Source organism: Nonomuraea sp. NPDC054003 (assembly GCF_055585125.1).
On record NZ_JBVJKR010000007.1, the window covers coordinates 190,475 to 206,021 of the forward strand.

A 15,547-nucleotide genomic window follows, 5' to 3' on the forward strand; every position below is an offset into this window, starting at 1 on the left:
GACCTGGGGATCCTCAGGGACGACCTGGTGGCCGGCGCTGACGGGCTGTATTCGGGGGACCCGCTCGCTGGTCTTCGGGCCGCCCGAGCGCTTTGTCCGGCACCTGGGCCTCTGCACGGCGGTCTTCGGCCTGCCCGGCCATTGCGGCGCCGAAGACGGCGGCCGGGTCCACCGCGTACCGGGCAAGGCGACCGCGGTGCTCGGCACCCGCGACGGCGCCCGAGCCCGGGCGGCGCTGCACGTCGCCTCCGGGCCGCTGGCCTACGACCGCGATGACGCCGGGCAGCACAAGCGCATCGTGGCCGGGCGCTGGTCCGGCGCCTGCTGGAGGAGATGCGGGGGGCGAAGGACCTCTTCTTCGAGGCGAACGCCCAGGTGGAGATGCACCGCTGGTTCTCGGGCCGGGTGGTGCTGCTCCGGGACGCCGGGTACTGTGCGGCGCCGGCGTCGGGTCGCGGCGCCTCCCAGGCGTTGATCGGCGCCTACATCCTGGCCGGCGAGCCGCGCCTGGGAACACCTCAGCCGCCTGGCACCCGGCTGACAGCTCCGTCCCGATTCGCGCGTTCCGACGCGACGAACGACACGATCGAAAGGTCATAGATGATGAAGCACCACGATGCCGCCCGGCCCGCGGAAGAAGACCTGCGAGAGGAGCGGCCGGCGGGGGACGCCGACGTGATCGTCGTGGGGGCCGGTCCGACGGGTTTCATGCTGGCCGCCGAGCTGTGCCTGGCCGGAGTGCGGCCGCTGGTGCTGGAACGACAGCCGCGTCCCCGCGACACCCCCAAGGCCGGGGGCCTGGGCGGGCAGATCCTGGAGCTGCTGCGCTACCGGGGGTTGCTGGAACGCTTCGAAGCGGCCTGCACCGGCCCTGCGCCGGCTCCCCGGTTCCCGTTCGGCGGCGTGCACCTGGATTTCACCCAGCTGCCGGATCCCCCGATGCACGCCCTGCCGCTGCCGCAGCAACTGCTCGAGCGGCTGCTCGGCGAACGAGCAGGCGAACTCGGCGTCGACCTCCGCCGAGGACACGAGGTGACCGGGGTAAGCCAGGACGACGACGCCGTCACCGTGGACGTGCGCGGCCCGGACGGCCCTTACCGGACGAGCACGCGGTACCTCGTGGGGTGCGACGGCGCGCGCAGCCGCATCCGTGGCTGGGCCGGCATTCCGTTCCCCGGCACCACCTATCCCGAGGTCAACCGCCTGGCCCAGGTCACCCTGCCCCACACGGTCACCGTTCTGGGCAACGGCGATCTCGACATCCCCGGCTTCGGCACGATCCGCGCCGGTTTCACCCGCACGAACCATGGCCTGCTCGGCGTCGGCTCCTCACCCGGCACCCAGTCTGTCTCCCTCTACACCGTCGAGGACGAGACCACCGAATACGACGACGACGTCCCCATGACCCTGGCCGAATTGCAGGACAGCGTCCACCGCGTGCTCGGCGCACACCTGCCCCTGGCCGGATCGACCCGGCTGTCCCGGTTCACCTTCAAAGCCCACCAGGCCGAGCGATACCGTGCCGGTCGCATCCTGCTCGCCGGCGACGCGGCACACCTGTTCCCCGCCACCGGAGTGGCGCTCAACGCCGGCATGCTGGACGCGGTCAACCTGGCCTGGAAGCTGGCCGCCGACCTCCACGGCACGGCCCCGGCCGGCCTGCTGGACACCTACCACACCGAACGTCACCTGGCCGGCGCCCGCACCCTGCTGCATACCCGAGCGCAGGTAGCGCTGCGGCGCGGGCACGACGCGGCCGCCGAAGCACTCCGCGACGTCTTCACCGAACTGCTCACCGACGAGCAGCCGCTACGCCGGATGGGAGCCCTCGTCGCCGGAACCGACATCCGCTACCCGATGCCCGGCTCCCACCACCACCCGCTGGCCGGCACCTTCGCCCCCGACCTCACCCTGCACACCGACCAGGGCGTCACCAGCGTCGCCGACCTCCTGCACACCGCCCGGCCCGTCCTCCTCGACCTGGCCGACCGCCCAGAGCTCCGCCAGATCGCCCGGGACTGGCGGCATCTCCTCGACGTCCACACCGCCAAGACCGACGATCGGCCGGCTGACGCGCTGCTGATCCGCCCGGACGGCCACGTCGCCTGGGCCGCCGGCCTCGACGAATCCACGGACAGCGCCATGCCCCCGCTGCGCGAGGCACTCTCCGCATGGTTCGGAACGCCGTGAAACAGAGGGAATGGAGACATGACCAGTAGATTCACCGAGTTGGCCGTCGACTGCCACGATCCGGAGAGACTCGCGGCCTTTTGGTGCGCGGTCCTGGACTTCAAGGTGATCGACCGGAACGAGGGCAAGGTCGAGATAGGCTCCTGGGAGCCGACCATCGAGGAAGTCCGGGCCCGTCAGATGCCGCCCACCCTGGTGTTCATTCAGGTGCCCGAGGGCAAGACCGTGAAGAACCGGCTCCACCTCGACATCAGCCCCATTGACGGCAGCACCGACGACGAGGTGACCAGACTGCTGGGCCTCGGCGCCACCAAGAGAGACGTGGGCCAAGGCCCAGACCGAAGCTGGGTGGTCATGGCCGACCCCGAGGGCAACGAGTTCTGCGTCCTGCGCACCCTGGCGGTGACGCGCCACGGTTAGCGTCGCTGCTCCTGCCAGATGCCCGGGCCTCGTGATCACGGCTCTTCGACACAGCCGGCGGCGATGTCGTCGGGTGGAGTGGTGTACAGGCTCCGGGGCCTGGCGTGCGCTCGGCAGGGTCCCAGGTGGTGTCGTGGCCCAGGCTGATCAACGGCACCAGCAGGTCCAGGCAGTACATGAAGGGATCCAGGCCGCTACTCGTCGGCCTGCACCGGGCACACGCCCGCACGTCGCGCAGGAGAAGAGGCTGTGCCAGCCAGTAGCAGGCTAGTGATCCAGGTGCCGGGCGATCTTGGCGGTGACCTCCGCCGAACGGACCCCACGCACGGCCAGCTCGAGGTAGCGCTCGATCCACTCACCGAGGCTGTCGTCGGCCCCGGCGAGGGCGTCGGGCAGGCCGACGACCTTTCGTGAAGTGATTTTGCGGCGATCCTGCCCTTGGGCCGGAACGGCCGAGCTGGGCTTCTGTGAAGGCACCAGACCGGGTTACTTCACGGAAGAGGGGGCTCCCGAAGAGAAACGGCATGTGCACCCGTGACTGTTGTCCGGTGGGCCAAGACGCGGCCGGGTCCTTCATGCTATTAATAAACCGGCAGCCGGTTTGTTAATGGAGTGGGAGGACCGAGTGGCGCGAACAGTTGATCAGGCCGCGCATGCCGGACGGCGGACGCAGTTCTTGGACGCGGCAGAGATCCTGCTGCGCACCAAGGGCTACGAACGGATGAGCGTGCAGGACGTGTGGTCCCAGGTGGGCGCCTCCAAGGGCGCCTTCTACCACTACTTCGACTCCAAGCAGGCGCTCGTCGAAGCGGTGATGGAACGCATGGCCGACCAGATCGCCGCCGCCTTGGCGCCACTGGCCACCGACCCGGACGCACCGGCGCTGCAGAAGCTGCAGAGCTTCCTCACCGGGCTGGGCCGCTGGAAGGACCAGCGGCGCGACCTGCTCGTCGCGCTGCTACGCGTCTGGCAGTCCGACGACAACGCCGTCGTCCGGCAAAAGCTGCGCCCGGGCATCGCCGACCGCATCGCGCCGCTGCTGGCCGGCATCCTTGAGCAAGGCGCGCGAGAGAACACGCTCGCGGTCACGCATCCGGAGGCCACCGGCCGCGTCCTCGTCGCGCTGATCCAGGACCTCAACGACCGGCTGGCCGAGTTGGTCCTTTCCTTCGACGCCACCGGCCGGCCGGACCTGTCCGGCGCCCAGGATACGGTCGCTGCCCACACCCAGGCCCTGGAGCGGATCCTCGGCCTGGCCGAGGACTCCGTCGTGCTGGTCGAGCCCGCCGTGCTGAGCCCGTGGTTCACCGCCGCCCCCACCGGCGGCGACGACATCCCGACCTCATGAAAGGACACCGACCATGACCATCGCGCTGGGTATCGTGATCGCGCTGTTCTATCTGCAGGCATTGGCCAAGTTCGGCCTGTGGCTGTTGGTCCCCTATGACGTCCGGATCAAGCGGATCGCCGCCTACTACGCGCGCTCGCAGCGCCTCATCGGCATCTACGACACCCTCACGCTGCTGTGCGTCGTGGCCATCATCGCCCTGCAGTTCGCCGCCGGGTTGAGCGCGCTGAGCTTCGCGGCGGGGCTGGTCGCCGGCATGAACCTCATCCAGATCTTCATCCACCGCTTCAACGAGCCCCTGGCCGGGAACCGGCGCCCGCCCGCGCCGGCGGCGCCCAACATCACCATGTCGTACGCCATCCAGGCCAGGCCCGCCCTCGGCTGGCGCGAGATCGTCATCATGGCCGGGTTGTCGCTGTGGGCGCTGTACGTCGTCGTCACCGAGATCCTGGCCGGTTGAAGGTCGAGCATCGACACCTAGATAGTGATCTTGGAACGGGCACCTTCGGGAAGCTGATCATCTGGAAGTGGCGTCAGGGATGGGCATGCGCAGCAGGTGGGTGGCGACGGCGATGATCCAGCAGAAGCCGGTCAGCAGGGACAGGTGTTCGAGCAGGCCGGCGGGGGCGGGCTGCCATCGGCCGAGGGTGTCGAGCCGGTAGGCGATGCCGGCGGCGAACGCGAAGGCGATGATCAGGAGACCGGACAGGCGCGAGTAGCGCGCCCAGCCGCGGCTGTGCTCGCGCAGCCGTCGGGCCAGGACAACGGCGGCGACGCTGAGCCCGGCGAACAGCGCGAAGCCGGCCGCCTGGTGGATGAGGCCGCTCGTGGTGACGCCGGTGGGCTGCCCGGGCGGATAACCGAGCGCGGGGTCGGTCGGCACCAGCCCGGCCACCACCAGGCCGACCGCGGCGGTGGCGAGCAAGGTCGGCCCCCAGGTGGCGCCGCGACCGGCGCGCAGCACCTGGCGCAGCCCGAGTGCGAAGGCCGCCAGAAGCAGCCCGCCGAGGGTGAAGTTGATCGTCTGCAGCCAGGCGCGCTCGCCGGTGCCGAGCTGGCTGGCGCCGTGGTGCCACAGGCTGTAGCCCGGGCGGGTGGCGCCGTCGGCCCACAGCAGCGCCGGCATCAGCACACCGGCGACGACCCCGCTGCCGAGCAGCGCGTTGAGGGTGCGGGTGGTCATGCGGGAAGTCCTCCTGTTTCTCCGCGACGGCGTCGCGGGCCGACCAGACTTCCCGGCTCACCACAGCACCCCAGCTGGGCGCATCCTTGATCAATGCAGGTATTTTAGCTCATACTGAAATAGCTGCAAGAGGGGAGGCTGGATGACCAGCCGACGGGATCAGCAGGTGGAGTGGGCGGAACGGATCGCCATGTATCTCGCGCGTGACGGCGTGCCTCCGATCGCCGGCCGAGTGCTGGGCTGGCTGATGATCTGCGATCCGGCCGAGCAGTCAGCGGGGCAGATCAGCGAGGCCATCGGCGCCAGCCGCGCCTCCCTGACCTCCAACCTGCGGCTGCTGACCAGCATGGGATTCCTCGCCTGGCGAACCCGTCCGGGTGAGCGGACCGTCTACTACCGGATGGCCGAGGACGCCTGGTCGATCGTGGTGCAACGGCAGATCGCCTCGATCGCCGCGTTCCTGGACATCACCCGGGACGGACTGGCGCTGGCCGGCCAGGAGGAGGGCCCGGAGGAGCGGTCCGCCCGGGTGCGGCAGGCGCACGCCATGTTCGAGTGGATGGCCAAGGTGTTCGACGACGCCCCGCCGCCACCCTCGCAACCGGACCGTTCAGAGGGATTGCGGAGGGATGACGCATGACACGACGGCCCGCAGCGGCGCAGACGGCGCTCGGCCCCATGGTGATCGCCGCCGTCGAGCAGTACGAGCCGCCCGGCCGGCGGCTGATCGAGGACGGGCTGGCGGCCGGGCTCCTGCCGGTGGCCGCGCGCGCTGCCGTGCGGGCGTGCCGGTGGAAGGCCGTGCGCGCGTGGATGGCCGGCGCGTCCGACCGGCGCGCGCCGGGGGTGTGGGGCGGCGTGCTGTGCCGCAAGCGGTACGCCGATGACAAGGTCGCCGAAGCCTTCGGCGCCGGGATCGAGCAGTTGGTGGTGCTCGGGGCCGGGTTGGACACCCGGGCCTGCCGGCTGACGCCGCCGGGCGGGCGGGCCTATGAGCTGGACCTGCCGGTGAACGTGGCCGGCAAGCGGCAGGGGCTGCGGGCGCTGCCCGGCGGCGTGCCGGAACGGGTGCGGCTCATCGAGGTCGACTTCGAGACCGCCGAACTGGCCGACGTACTGGCCACGGCGCTGGCCGTGCACGGCTTTGAGGCCGACCGGCCGGCGGTGTTCGTGTGGGAGGCGGTCACGCAGTACCTGAGCGAGGAGGCCGTGCACGCCGCCTTGGCGTTTCTGTCCCGGGCGGCCCCGGGAAGCCGTCTGCTGTTCACCTACGTGCTGGCCGACTTCCTGCACAGCGGCGGCCACGGGGCGGCGGCGCTGCATGAGGAGTTCGTGACAAAGCGGCGGGTGTGGCGGTTCGGCCTGGCTCCGGACGAGGTGGGCGCTCTGCTGGGACGCTATGGCTGGATCGAGCGGGAGCAGGTCGGCAGCGCCGAATACCGGCACCGCTACCTGGCGCCGGCCGGGGAGCTGGCCGCGCGGGAGCTGACGGTGTCGGATCTCGAGCGCTTCGTCGAGGCCGTGAAGCCGTAGCCGCCGCCCAGGTCACGCAGCAGCAGGCGCAACCCCAGGGACGGCGCGAGCTGGATCAGCGTTCGTAAGACCGCCCCCGGACCGGTTCAGTCCCGGCCGGCCGCCCCTCGATGAGCGTCGCCGATGCGGGCCTGGCTCTCTCTCGTGCGCTGGGCCGCCTTCTCCGCGCGCAGCAGGCTGGCGGTCACCTTGGGCACCCCGTCGTCGGCTGGGCGCGGGGCCGCGCGGCCGGACGGGTCATGAGAGGGATGCGAACCATCGCCCCGCCGCGTTCCAGCGTTCGACGGTGGGGAACCCGGATCGCCTGGCAAGGGCGGCGATATCGTCGATCGAGACGGTCGCCCAGGTGAACCAGTCGCCCGTACGCCCGGCCTGGCGCAGCCGTACGGTCTGGACCTTGCTCTGTGACCTCGGTGGTGAGAGCTCGGCGATCACTGTGCCTCCTGGCCTGACCAGCTCGCGCATGCGCCGGAGGAGGGCTGCCGGGTCGCCGCCGATGCCGATGTTGCCGTCGGCCAGGAGCGCCTCGGCCCACCGCCCGGTTCCTGGAAGGGGCTCGAAGACGCACGTGCGCAGCGCCAGACCGCCGGCGCGGCGGGTCAGCTCCACGGCCAACGGCGCAATGTCGATGCCCATGGCGGGAATCCCCATCCGGGTGAGCGCAACGGTCAGTCTTCCGGGTCCCGAACCGACATCGAGCGTGGGGCCGCCGCATCGGGCCAGAATGTGCTCGTCGCCCTCGTTGTACCGGAGCCAGCGCTCGGCGGAGAGCGGTCGTATCAGGCCGTCGGAATATTCGATTTCTACGTCTCTGCCTTTGAGACAGTCTTCATAGAAAGCGCCGATCACGCGGCTTTTCCCCAGTGGAGGACGACGTTCGCACGGCTACCGATGATCACGCTGCAGACACTACCCCGACGGGTCGGAGCCGATCCTTACGAGGCTGTTACGGGCACGAGGCCACGACCGTCGGGCAAAAGTGCGTCCAACATGCCCTCGATGGAAAGCCAAAATATGACAGATTACGACACGTCGCATGTCCTGCCAGGGCACGGGGCCCAGCGGCCCAAACCGCGAGGCCGACCATGAAACTGTGTTTCCGCGGACCCGAGCCGGTCATTTCTCGGAACGACGTCATCCTTTCGTAAGAAGAACGGCGCTGTCGCCGCGTTAGCGTCGGCCCATGGAGATCGACGTGGTTCTGCCCTGTCTGAATGAGGAGGCGGCCCTGCCCTGGGTGCTCGGGCGGATGCCGTCCGGCTTCCGCCCGATCGTGGTCGACAACGGTTCGACCGACGGATCCGCGAGAGTCGCGACGGAGTTCGGCGCGATGGTGGTGGCCGAGCCCCGGCCCGGATTCGGCGCCGCGTGCCACGCGGGGCTGACGGCCGCGACGGCGGACGTGGTGTGCTTCATGGACGCCGATGCGTCCCTCGATCCTGGACAGTTGCCGCGCGTCGCCGGCCCGGTCCGGGCGGGTGAGGCCGATCTTGTCCTCGGTCGCCGCGTCCTTGGACCGGGCGCCTCCTGGCCGGTGCACGCCCGGCTCGGCAACGCCGTGCTGGCTCGCGAGCTGCGCCGCCGTACCGGCGCAGACCTGCACGACCTGGGGCCGATGCGGGCGTGCGGACGTGCCGCCCTGTCGGCCCTGGAACTGGTGGACCGGCGGTTCGGCTACCCCCTGGAGATGGTGCTGCGCGCCGGTGCGGCCGGCTGGCGGATCGCCGAGGTCGAGGTGGACTATCTGGCCCGTACGGGGAGGTCGAAGGTGACCGGTACGGTGCGCGGCACGCTACGGACGATCGGTGACATGCGCCGGGTCATGGCAGACAGGGCGGTATGACGTGAGTTCGCACCATGCCGACGGCGCGCAACTCCTGGTGATCGCCAAGGAGCCCGTACCAGGGAGAGTGAAGACCCGCCTGACCCCGCCCTGCACGCCGCGCGAGGCCGCGGCACTGGCCGGCGCCGCCCTGGAGGATACGCTGCGGACGGTCGCCCGGGTTCCGGTGGCCCGCCGCGTGATCGCTCTCGACGGGTCTCCCGGGGCGTGGCTGCCCACCGGTTTCACGGTCGTCCCGCAGCGCGGCGACGGCCTGGACGAACGGCTCGCCGCCGCGTTCGACGACGCCCACCGGCTCTCGCCCACCCCGATCGTGCTCATCGGCATGGATACCCCGCAGGTGACCGCCGGCCTGCTGGCCGACGCCGTGTCGTTGCTCGGCGCCCACGACGCGGTGTTCGGCCCCGCGACGGACGGCGGGTTCTGGCTGCTCGGGCTGCGCGCCCCCGACCCGGATCTGCTGCTCGGTGTGCCGATGTCCGAGCCGATCACGGGAGAGATCCAGTTGAACAGACTGACCGAGGCAGGGATGAGCGTCGCCTGCCTGCCCTGCCTGACCGACGTGGACACCATGGCGGACGCGATCGAGGTGGCGGCGCTGGCTCCCCACTCCCGCTTCGCCGCCGCGCTCGCCGGGACGGCGGTGTCGTGATGACCCCTTCTCGCGAGGCGAAGGTGCTGGTCACCGGCGCGGCCGGGTTCATCGGAAGCCATGTGGCGGAGGCGCTGGAAGCGGCCGGGCACGAGGTGATCCGTCTCGACCTCAGGACCGGCGACGACGTGCGCGACGGCGCCGCGCTCGACCGGTCGATGACAGGGGCCGACGTCGTCGTGCACCAGGCGGCCAAGGTCGGGCTCGGCGTGAACGTGGCCGACCTGCCGGACTACGCCTCGGTCAACGTGTACGGCACGGCCGTGCTGCTCGCCGCGATGGCCCGGCACGAGATCGGGCGGCTGGTACTGGCCTCCTCGATGGTGGTCTACGGCGAGGGTGCCTACGACTGCCCGGGTCATGGCAGGGTACGGCCCGCGCCGCGTTCCGCCGCCGCTCTGGCACGCGGGCACTTCGAACCTCGTTGCCCCCGGTGCGACTCGGAGGTGGTCCACGCCACCATCGATGAGAACGCGCCGACGGATCCCCGCAACGCGTACGCCACCAGCAAACTGGCGCAGGAGCATCTGGCCAGCAACTGGGCGCGCGAGACCGGCGGCACGGCCGTCGCGTTGCGCTACCACAACGTGTACGGGCCGCGGATGCCACGGGACACGCCGTACTCCGGGGTGGCGGCGATCTTCAGATCCGCGTTGGAGGCCGGTCGAGCACCCAGGGTGTTCGAGGACGGCGGGCAACTGCGGGATTTCGTCCACGTCCGCGATGTCGCCCGCGCGAACGTCGCCGCGCTCTCCGGCGGCCGGCCCGGCCTGCTGGACGCGTTCAACATCGCCAGCGGGGAGCCGCGCAGTATCGGCGACCTGGCGGCGGCACTGGCCGGTCAGCGTGGCGGGCCGGAGCCGGTGACGACGGGGGAGTACCGGTTGGGTGACGTCCGGCACATCGTGGCAGCTCCGCACAAGGCGGGCGCGGAGCTCGGCTTCCACGCCCGGATCGGGTTCGACGAGGGAATGAAGGAGTTCGCCACCGCACCCCTGGCCTGCCCGGCGTGATCCGCCGCACGGCGGGAACGGCCGTCCTGCTGGTCGCCCTGGCCGGGACGCTCGCGTGGGCGATCGGCCAGGACGCCGTTCCGGCGGACCGCCGCGGCCTGTTCTGGCCGTACGCGCTGGCGTGGGCGTTCTTCTACGCGGCCATATGGGCTGTGCGCGGGCTGCCGACACGCCAGGCGACGTGCCTGCTGATCGCCGGTGGGATCGCCGTGACCGCCACCGGCCTCCTCTCGCCGCCCGCCACCAGCACCGACTCCTACCGCTACGCCTGGGACGGACGGGTGCAGGCCGCGGGCGTCTCGCCCTACGATCACACACCGGCCGAGGCGGCGCTGGCGCGGCTGCGCGACCGCTGGCTCTTCCCCAGCGGCGATGGCTGCGAGGGGCCCGATCGTTACCCGATCCCCTCCGGAGACACGGTCGCGTCGTGCACGCGGATCAACCGTCCCGGCGTGCACACGATCTATCCGCCGCTGGCGGAGGCGTACTTCCTGCTGGTGCACGGGCTCTCTCCCGAAGGGGCACGGCACAAGCCGTTGCAGGTCGGCGGCGCGCTCCTGGCGCTCGCGACCTCAGCCGTGTTGCTGATCGCGCTCGGCCGGCGGGCCGGCACCCGGGGTAACGCTCCGGCGTACACCGCCTGCTACGCGTGGTGTCCCGCCGTCCCGCTCGAACTGGTGAACAACGCCCACGTCGACGGGCTCGGCGTCCTGCTCACCGTCATCGCGCTGACCACGGTGAACAGGCACAGGGTCCTCGGCGGCACGCTGCTCGGCGCGGCGGCCGCGGCCAAGCTGCTGCCCGCCGTCACCGCCCCCGGAGCGCTCTCCGGGGTCCTCGCGGCAGACGGAAGGACGCCGGCGCGCCGGATGCTCGACACTCTGGCCGTCCTCGGCCCCGCCGCCCTCGTCGTGGCGCTCGCCTATCTGCCGTACGCACTCGCCTCGCGCGGCTCGGTACTCGGATACCTCTTCGGGTACCTGACCGAGGAGGGTTACGACGATGCCGGCAGCAGGGACCGGTATGCGTTGCTGCGACTGGTCCTTCCCGACTCGTGGGCGTTGCCCGCGGCCCTGGTCATCGTCGGGATCGCGATCTTCCACGTCCTCCGCCACGGTGACGCGGACCGGCCGTGGCAGGGCGCGCTGGTGGTGACCGGGGTGGGGTTCCTCGTGTTCACACCCGGCTATTCCTGGTACGCGGTGCTGGTCGTCGCGCTGGTCGCCCTCGACGGCCGGTGGGAGTGGCTCGGCGTCCCGCTGGCGAGCGGCGCGGCGTACCTGGGCACCGGCTCGGGGACCGTCGCCTACGCCCTTGCCGCGCTGGCGGTGGCCGCAGGGGTGGTCGTACGCGTGGTCCGTCCCTCACCGGCAGCACGGCGGACGGCCTGATATTGCCGAATGGGTGCGAGGGCGTGGCATTGGAAAGACCGCTTCCGGTAAGGAGACCGGACAGTCGACGTGGGATTTCGGGGGGATCGGTGCCGGATGTGTGGCGCGGCGCGAAAGCCGGCAAGAAGGGCCGCCTGGCCGCGCGCCTCAAGGGGTGGAGCGGGCCGCCCGGGCCGTTCCGGCCGGAGTTCTGGCGCAGTCCGCTCCGCGGCCCCTGGCTGACCTCGGTGCTCGGACTGGTCCTGCTGGCCGGGATCACCCTCGTCGCGATCACCGGGCTGGTGTCGTACGCCGCGTACGAGCCCCGGCTGCCGGGCAACGACACGACCCCCGGCAGGGGACTGCTGGGCTTCTATCTGTTCGACTGGCCCACGGACCCCGTCTGGTTGTACCGGGTCACCCAGGGCGTGCACGTCGTCGGCGGGTTGACCCTGGTGCCGATCCTGCTGGCCAAGCTGTGGTCGGTGATCCCCAAGCTGTTCTCCTGGCCGCCCGCCCGCTCCGTCGCGGAGGCCGTCGAACGGGCCAGCCTGCTGCTGCTGGTCGGCGGCGCGGTCTTCCAGTTCGTGACCGGAATCCTCAACATCCAGCTCTTCTACGTCTTCCCGTTCTCCTTCTACCCGGCCCACTTCTACGGCGCATGGATCTTCCTGGCCGCCTTCGTCGTCCACGTCGTCATCAAGCTGCCCCGAGTCATCCACACCCTGCGGACGTACGGCCTGCGCGACCACCTGCGCAGCTCCGTGGCGGACACCCGCCCGGAGCCGCCGGACCCCGATGGCCTGGTCGCCGTCGACCCGGCGCCCCCCACGATGTCCAGACGCGGCCTGCTGGCCTTCGCCGGCGGCGGTTCGCTGATCATGTTCGGCCTGTCCGTCGGCCAGTGCATCGACGGGCCGCTGCGCCGTACCGCGCTGCTCGCTCCTCATGGGCGCCTCTACGGTCCTGGCCCCAACGATTTCCAGGTCAACAAGACGGCGGCGAGCCTCGGCGTGACAGCAGCTCAGACCGGCGCGTCCTGGCGGCTGGCACTCGTCGGACCACAGCGGGTGCACCTCTTCCGTGAAGACCTGCTGGCGATGCCGCTGTACACCTACGCCTTGCCGATCGCCTGTGTGGAAGGCTGGTCGACCGTCCAGACCTGGACCGGTGTACGGCTGGCCGACCTCGCCCGCCTCGCCGGGATCCGGGCCGGCTCGACAGGTGTCACCACCAGTTCTCTGCAACGCGGGGGCTATTTCGGTCGGGCCTCGCTCAGCGGCGCGCAGGTCGCCGACCCGCGCTCGCTGCTGGCGCTGCGGGTCAACGGCGCCGACCTGTCTCTCGACCACGGCTATCCGGCGCGGGTCATCGTCCCCAACGCCCCCGGCGTGCACAACACGAAGTGGGTGCGCGAGCTCGACTTCATCCAGGAGCGATCGTGAACGGCCACAGCCGGTGGGCCAGGACCTACGGCGCTCCGCCGTGGCACCTGCTCGTCCTCGCCCTCTGTTTCCTGGTCGCCGGCTACGCCGCCACCCGGGTGGTCGAGGTGGGGATCTGGCGGGGCTTTCTGGTGTGGCTCGTGGGGGCCGTCATCCTCCACGATCTGGTGCTGTTCCCTCTCTACTCCGCCGCTGACCTCGCCGCACGGTCTGCCGCTGCCCGTACCCGCCGCCGTCGTACGACTGCTCGGCGCAGGCCCCGGCCGGCGGGGCGGCGGCCGGCTCCGGTCAACTACCTGCGCGTGCCGGCCGCGTTCTCCCTCCTGCTGCTGGTGGTGTGGTCCCCACTCATCCTGCGCGGCGCCGAGCCCAACTACAGGGCGGCGGTCGGTTTGAGTACCCTCCCTTACCTCCACCGATGGATCCTGGTCACCCTGGTGCTCTTCGCCGTCTCGGCACTGCTCCACGTGCTGCGACGCCTGGACGTGGGGCGGGCCGGACATTGAGTGCCCGGCCGATCGGCGACTACGCGATGCTGTCGGACTGCCGGTCCGCCGCGCTGGTCACGTCCGACGGTTCTGTCGACTGGCTGTGCCTGCCGCGTTTCGACAGTCCGGCGCTCTTCGCCCGGCTGCTGGACGAAGAGGCCGGATTCTGGACGATCCGGCCGACATGTCCGGCCGAGGTGACCCGTCGGTACGTCGAGGACACCCTTGTGCTGGAGACCACGTTCAGGACGCGCGACGGCACCTTGGTGCTCTTGGACGCGCTCGCGCTGGGTCGTGGCGAACGCGCCCACGCGCTGGGCACGTCTTCCCCTGGCCTGCTCCTCCGTCGGCTCGCCTGCACCGAAGGGCGAGTGCCGGTGGAGATCGTGTACGCGCCCCGGCCCGAGTTCGGGCTCGTCCGCCCGCTGATGCAACCGGTCCGCGGCGGCCTGATCGCCCGTGGGGGCTCCGACGTGCTTACCCTGTCCAGTCCGGTGGAGTTCCGTACCAGCGGCTCGGTCGCGGACGCCGCTCTCACCCTGCGCGCGGGACAGAACGTGGGCCTGGCCCTGCAGACCGACCGGGCCTGGGCGCCCGACCCGCCGCGCCGTACCTCCCGGGCCGTCGCGCGCCGGATCCGCGACACCGTCGCGGGATGGCGCTCCTGGTCACGCGGGCACGGCGACTACGAGGGCCCCTGGCGCCGGCAGGTCAACCACAGCGGCCGGGTTCTGCGCGCGATGACCTACGCCCCGACGGGGGCCATCGTGGCCGCGGCCACGACCTCCCTGCCGGAGAGCATCGGCGGGGAGCGCAACTGGGACTACCGCTACACCTGGGTCCGCGATGCCAGCTTCACCCTGCACGCCCTGAACACGGCCACCTGCGAGGAGGAAGAAACCGCCTTCTTCACCTTCCTGTCCCGCGCCTGCGCGACCCAGGTCGACGCGGACCCGGACCTGCAGATCATGTACGGCATCGGCGGCGAGCGCGACCTGAGCGAACGGCAGCTGTCGCATCTGCGGGGATGGCGGGACAGCGCCCCCGTACGGGTCGGCAACGACGCCTGGCGCCAGCGCCAACTCGATGTGTACGGCGAACTGCTCGATGCCGCCCACCAGACCTACCGGGACATCGGCCCGTTCGACCCCCTCACGCGCTCGCTGCTGATCGGAGTGGCCGAGACCGCCGCGCGCCGCTGGCAGGAGCCGGATCAGAGTCTGTGGGAGGTCCGTGGCCCCAGCCGGCACTTCACGCACTCCAAGCTGATGTGCTGGGTGGGACTCAACAGAGCGATCACCTTGGCCCCCGTGCTGGGGGCCGCCTCCCGGGTCGCCGACTGGACGCGCGTCCGGGACGAGATCCACACCGCGATCCTGACCCACGGATGGAACGAGCAGGCGGGTGCCTTCACCCAGACGTTCGGTGGCACCCATGTCGACGCCGCCACCCTGATGATGCCTCTGGTCGGATTCCTGCCGCCGGACGACCCGAGAATCCGCTCCACCGTGCAGGCTGTCGCCACCCGGCTGACCGACGCGAGAGGGCTGGTGTACCGCTACCGTTCCGCCGACGGGCTGGCGGGCCAGGAGGGCCCGTTCCTGCTGTGCACCTTCTGGCTCGCCCACGCGCTGGCCCTCATCGGTCAGGACGCCGCGGCCAGGCGGGCGTTCGAGACCGCCGCCTCCTGCGCCAATGATGTCGGCCTGCTCAGCGAAGAGGCGGACCCCACCACAGGAGAGGCGATCGGCAACTACCCTCAGGCCCTCAGCCACATCGGCCTGATCAACGCAGCCCGCGCCATCGGGGACGCCCGGCGCTCCTCGGACCGAGCGCCTTGCGGGGGCTCTTGAAGCAATACCCGGCGGCCTGCTTGTCCCAGGGCGGCCATCGCTTGCCTTGGGCGGACCGCCGGGGCCGCTTGTCGGAGGAGCGGGGTGTCTGGCAGGAGGCGTGCTGTAAGTGGGTGTTTGATCCTGGGTTCTGCCGGCAGGGTCTCGCAGTCGCGCGCCAGGCGGCGGACGTGACCACCGAACTGCGGCCTGAGCTGCCGGGATGGGCA

Annotated in this window: 17 protein-coding genes; 14 read left to right on the forward strand and 3 right to left on the reverse strand. The window is 70.9% G+C overall.

The annotated features are described in order from the left end of the window. Nucleotides 1–333 precede the first annotated feature (333 nt). From ACZ6YG_RS20125 to ACZ6YG_RS20135, 3 genes are read left to right on the forward strand one after another with little or no spacing between them, the layout of a single operon-like run. Nucleotides 334–600, forward strand: coding sequence for a hypothetical protein (locus ACZ6YG_RS20125; protein ID WP_466018852.1), 267 nt, complete (start codon nt 334–336; stop codon nt 598–600). Next, entirely contained in the window at nt 601–2,190 is a 1,590-nt protein-coding gene (locus tag ACZ6YG_RS20130) for an FAD-dependent monooxygenase (RefSeq protein ID WP_466018853.1), read from the forward strand. It abuts the gene before it with no gap. Nucleotides 2,191–2,208: 18 nt separating this feature from the next. Further along, a complete protein-coding gene (locus tag ACZ6YG_RS20135; RefSeq protein WP_148030814.1) occupies nt 2,209–2,610 on the forward strand; it encodes a VOC family protein in 402 nt (133 codons plus the stop codon). 267 nt (nt 2,611–2,877) lie between these two features. Here ACZ6YG_RS20135 and ACZ6YG_RS20140 read toward each other — a convergent pair whose 3' ends face one another. Then, nucleotides 2,878–3,087: a hypothetical protein gene (locus ACZ6YG_RS20140; RefSeq protein ID WP_148030815.1), complete on the reverse strand. Its 210-nt coding sequence runs from the start codon at nt 3,085–3,087 to the stop codon at nt 2,878–2,880. A gap of 199 nt (nt 3,088–3,286) precedes the next feature. Here ACZ6YG_RS20140 and ACZ6YG_RS20145 point away from each other — a divergent pair, with 199 nt between their 5' ends. Further along, on the forward strand, nt 3,287–3,958 hold the full coding sequence (locus ACZ6YG_RS20145; RefSeq protein WP_466018854.1) for a TetR/AcrR family transcriptional regulator: 672 nt from the start codon (nt 3,287–3,289) through the stop codon (nt 3,956–3,958). 13 nt (nt 3,959–3,971) lie between these two features. Next, entirely contained in the window at nt 3,972–4,418 is a 447-nt protein-coding gene (locus ACZ6YG_RS20150; RefSeq protein ID WP_397197360.1) for a hypothetical protein, read from the forward strand. A gap of 57 nt (nt 4,419–4,475) precedes the next feature. Here the strand turns inward: ACZ6YG_RS20150 and ACZ6YG_RS20155 are convergent, their stop codons facing one another. Further along, entirely contained in the window at nt 4,476–5,141 is a 666-nt protein-coding gene (locus tag ACZ6YG_RS20155; protein WP_466018855.1) for a DUF998 domain-containing protein, read from the reverse strand. 142 nt (nt 5,142–5,283) lie between these two features. Here ACZ6YG_RS20155 and ACZ6YG_RS20160 point away from each other — a divergent pair, with 142 nt between their 5' ends. Next, nucleotides 5,284–5,781 carry a GbsR/MarR family transcriptional regulator gene (locus tag ACZ6YG_RS20160; protein WP_219551633.1) on the forward strand — a complete coding sequence of 166 codons (498 nt, stop codon included), beginning with the start codon at nt 5,284–5,286 and terminating at the stop codon, nt 5,779–5,781. Beyond that, nucleotides 5,778–6,674, forward strand: coding sequence for an SAM-dependent methyltransferase (locus ACZ6YG_RS20165; protein WP_466018856.1), 897 nt, complete (start codon nt 5,778–5,780; stop codon nt 6,672–6,674). Before ACZ6YG_RS20160 ends, ACZ6YG_RS20165 begins: the two co-directional genes overlap by 4 nt. Before the next feature lie 237 nt (nt 6,675–6,911). Here the strand turns inward: ACZ6YG_RS20165 and ACZ6YG_RS20170 are convergent, their stop codons facing one another. Then, the gene (locus tag ACZ6YG_RS20170; RefSeq protein ID WP_466018857.1) at nt 6,912–7,523 is read right to left on the reverse strand and encodes a class I SAM-dependent methyltransferase; all 612 of its coding nucleotides are present in this window, start codon (nt 7,521–7,523) and stop codon (nt 6,912–6,914) included. A 334-nt stretch (nt 7,524–7,857) separates the two neighbouring features. Here ACZ6YG_RS20170 and ACZ6YG_RS20175 point away from each other — a divergent pair, with 334 nt between their 5' ends. The 7 genes from ACZ6YG_RS20175 to ACZ6YG_RS20205 all read left to right on the forward strand — a co-directional run bounded on the left by ACZ6YG_RS20175 (nt 7,858) and on the right by ACZ6YG_RS20205 (nt 15,338). Continuing rightward, nucleotides 7,858–8,517: a glycosyltransferase family 2 protein gene (locus ACZ6YG_RS20175; RefSeq protein ID WP_364235718.1), complete on the forward strand. Its 660-nt coding sequence runs from the start codon at nt 7,858–7,860 to the stop codon at nt 8,515–8,517. Nucleotide 8,518: 1 nt separating this feature from the next. After that, the gene (locus tag ACZ6YG_RS20180; protein ID WP_148030823.1) at nt 8,519–9,169 is read left to right on the forward strand and encodes a TIGR04282 family arsenosugar biosynthesis glycosyltransferase; all 651 of its coding nucleotides are present in this window, start codon (nt 8,519–8,521) and stop codon (nt 9,167–9,169) included. Beyond that, the gene (locus tag ACZ6YG_RS20185) at nt 9,169–10,182 is read left to right on the forward strand and encodes an NAD-dependent epimerase/dehydratase family protein (protein WP_466018858.1); all 1,014 of its coding nucleotides are present in this window, start codon (nt 9,169–9,171) and stop codon (nt 10,180–10,182) included. The genes ACZ6YG_RS20180 and ACZ6YG_RS20185 overlap by 1 nt, the downstream gene beginning before the upstream one ends. After that, entirely contained in the window at nt 10,179–11,573 is a 1,395-nt protein-coding gene (locus tag ACZ6YG_RS20190) for a glycosyltransferase 87 family protein (RefSeq protein WP_466018859.1), read from the forward strand. Before ACZ6YG_RS20185 ends, ACZ6YG_RS20190 begins: the two co-directional genes overlap by 4 nt. An 89-nt stretch (nt 11,574–11,662) precedes the next feature. Continuing rightward, entirely contained in the window at nt 11,663–12,997 is a 1,335-nt protein-coding gene (locus ACZ6YG_RS20195; protein ID WP_261808471.1) for a molybdopterin-dependent oxidoreductase, read from the forward strand. After that, on the forward strand, nt 12,994–13,503 hold the full coding sequence (locus ACZ6YG_RS20200) for a hypothetical protein (RefSeq protein WP_148030826.1): 510 nt from the start codon (nt 12,994–12,996) through the stop codon (nt 13,501–13,503). Before ACZ6YG_RS20195 ends, ACZ6YG_RS20200 begins: the two co-directional genes overlap by 4 nt. Next, on the forward strand, nt 13,500–15,338 hold the full coding sequence (locus ACZ6YG_RS20205; protein WP_148030827.1) for a glycoside hydrolase family 15 protein: 1,839 nt from the start codon (nt 13,500–13,502) through the stop codon (nt 15,336–15,338). The genes ACZ6YG_RS20200 and ACZ6YG_RS20205 overlap by 4 nt, the downstream gene beginning before the upstream one ends. Nucleotides 15,339–15,547 lie beyond the last annotated feature (209 nt).

Bases quoted from the DNA above. Each gene is read 5' to 3' on its own strand.
- ACZ6YG_RS20125 (WP_466018852.1), top strand. From the start codon at position 334: ATGCGGGGGGCGAAGGACCTCTTCTTCGAGGCGAACGCCCAGGTGGAG.
- ACZ6YG_RS20130 (WP_466018853.1), top strand. From the start codon at position 601: ATGATGAAGCACCACGATGCCGCCCGGCCCGCGGAAGAAGACCTGCGA.
- ACZ6YG_RS20135 (WP_148030814.1), top strand. From the start codon at position 2,209: ATGACCAGTAGATTCACCGAGTTGGCCGTCGACTGCCACGATCCGGAG.
- ACZ6YG_RS20150 (WP_397197360.1), top strand. From the start codon at position 3,972: ATGACCATCGCGCTGGGTATCGTGATCGCGCTGTTCTATCTGCAGGCA.
- ACZ6YG_RS20155 (WP_466018855.1), bottom strand. From the start codon at position 5,141: ATGACCACCCGCACCCTCAACGCGCTGCTCGGCAGCGGGGTCGTCGCC.
- ACZ6YG_RS20160 (WP_219551633.1), top strand. From the start codon at position 5,284: ATGACCAGCCGACGGGATCAGCAGGTGGAGTGGGCGGAACGGATCGCC.
- ACZ6YG_RS20165 (WP_466018856.1), top strand. From the start codon at position 5,778: ATGACACGACGGCCCGCAGCGGCGCAGACGGCGCTCGGCCCCATGGTG.
- ACZ6YG_RS20175 (WP_364235718.1), top strand. From the start codon at position 7,858: ATGGAGATCGACGTGGTTCTGCCCTGTCTGAATGAGGAGGCGGCCCTG.
- ACZ6YG_RS20185 (WP_466018858.1), top strand. From the start codon at position 9,169: ATGACCCCTTCTCGCGAGGCGAAGGTGCTGGTCACCGGCGCGGCCGGG.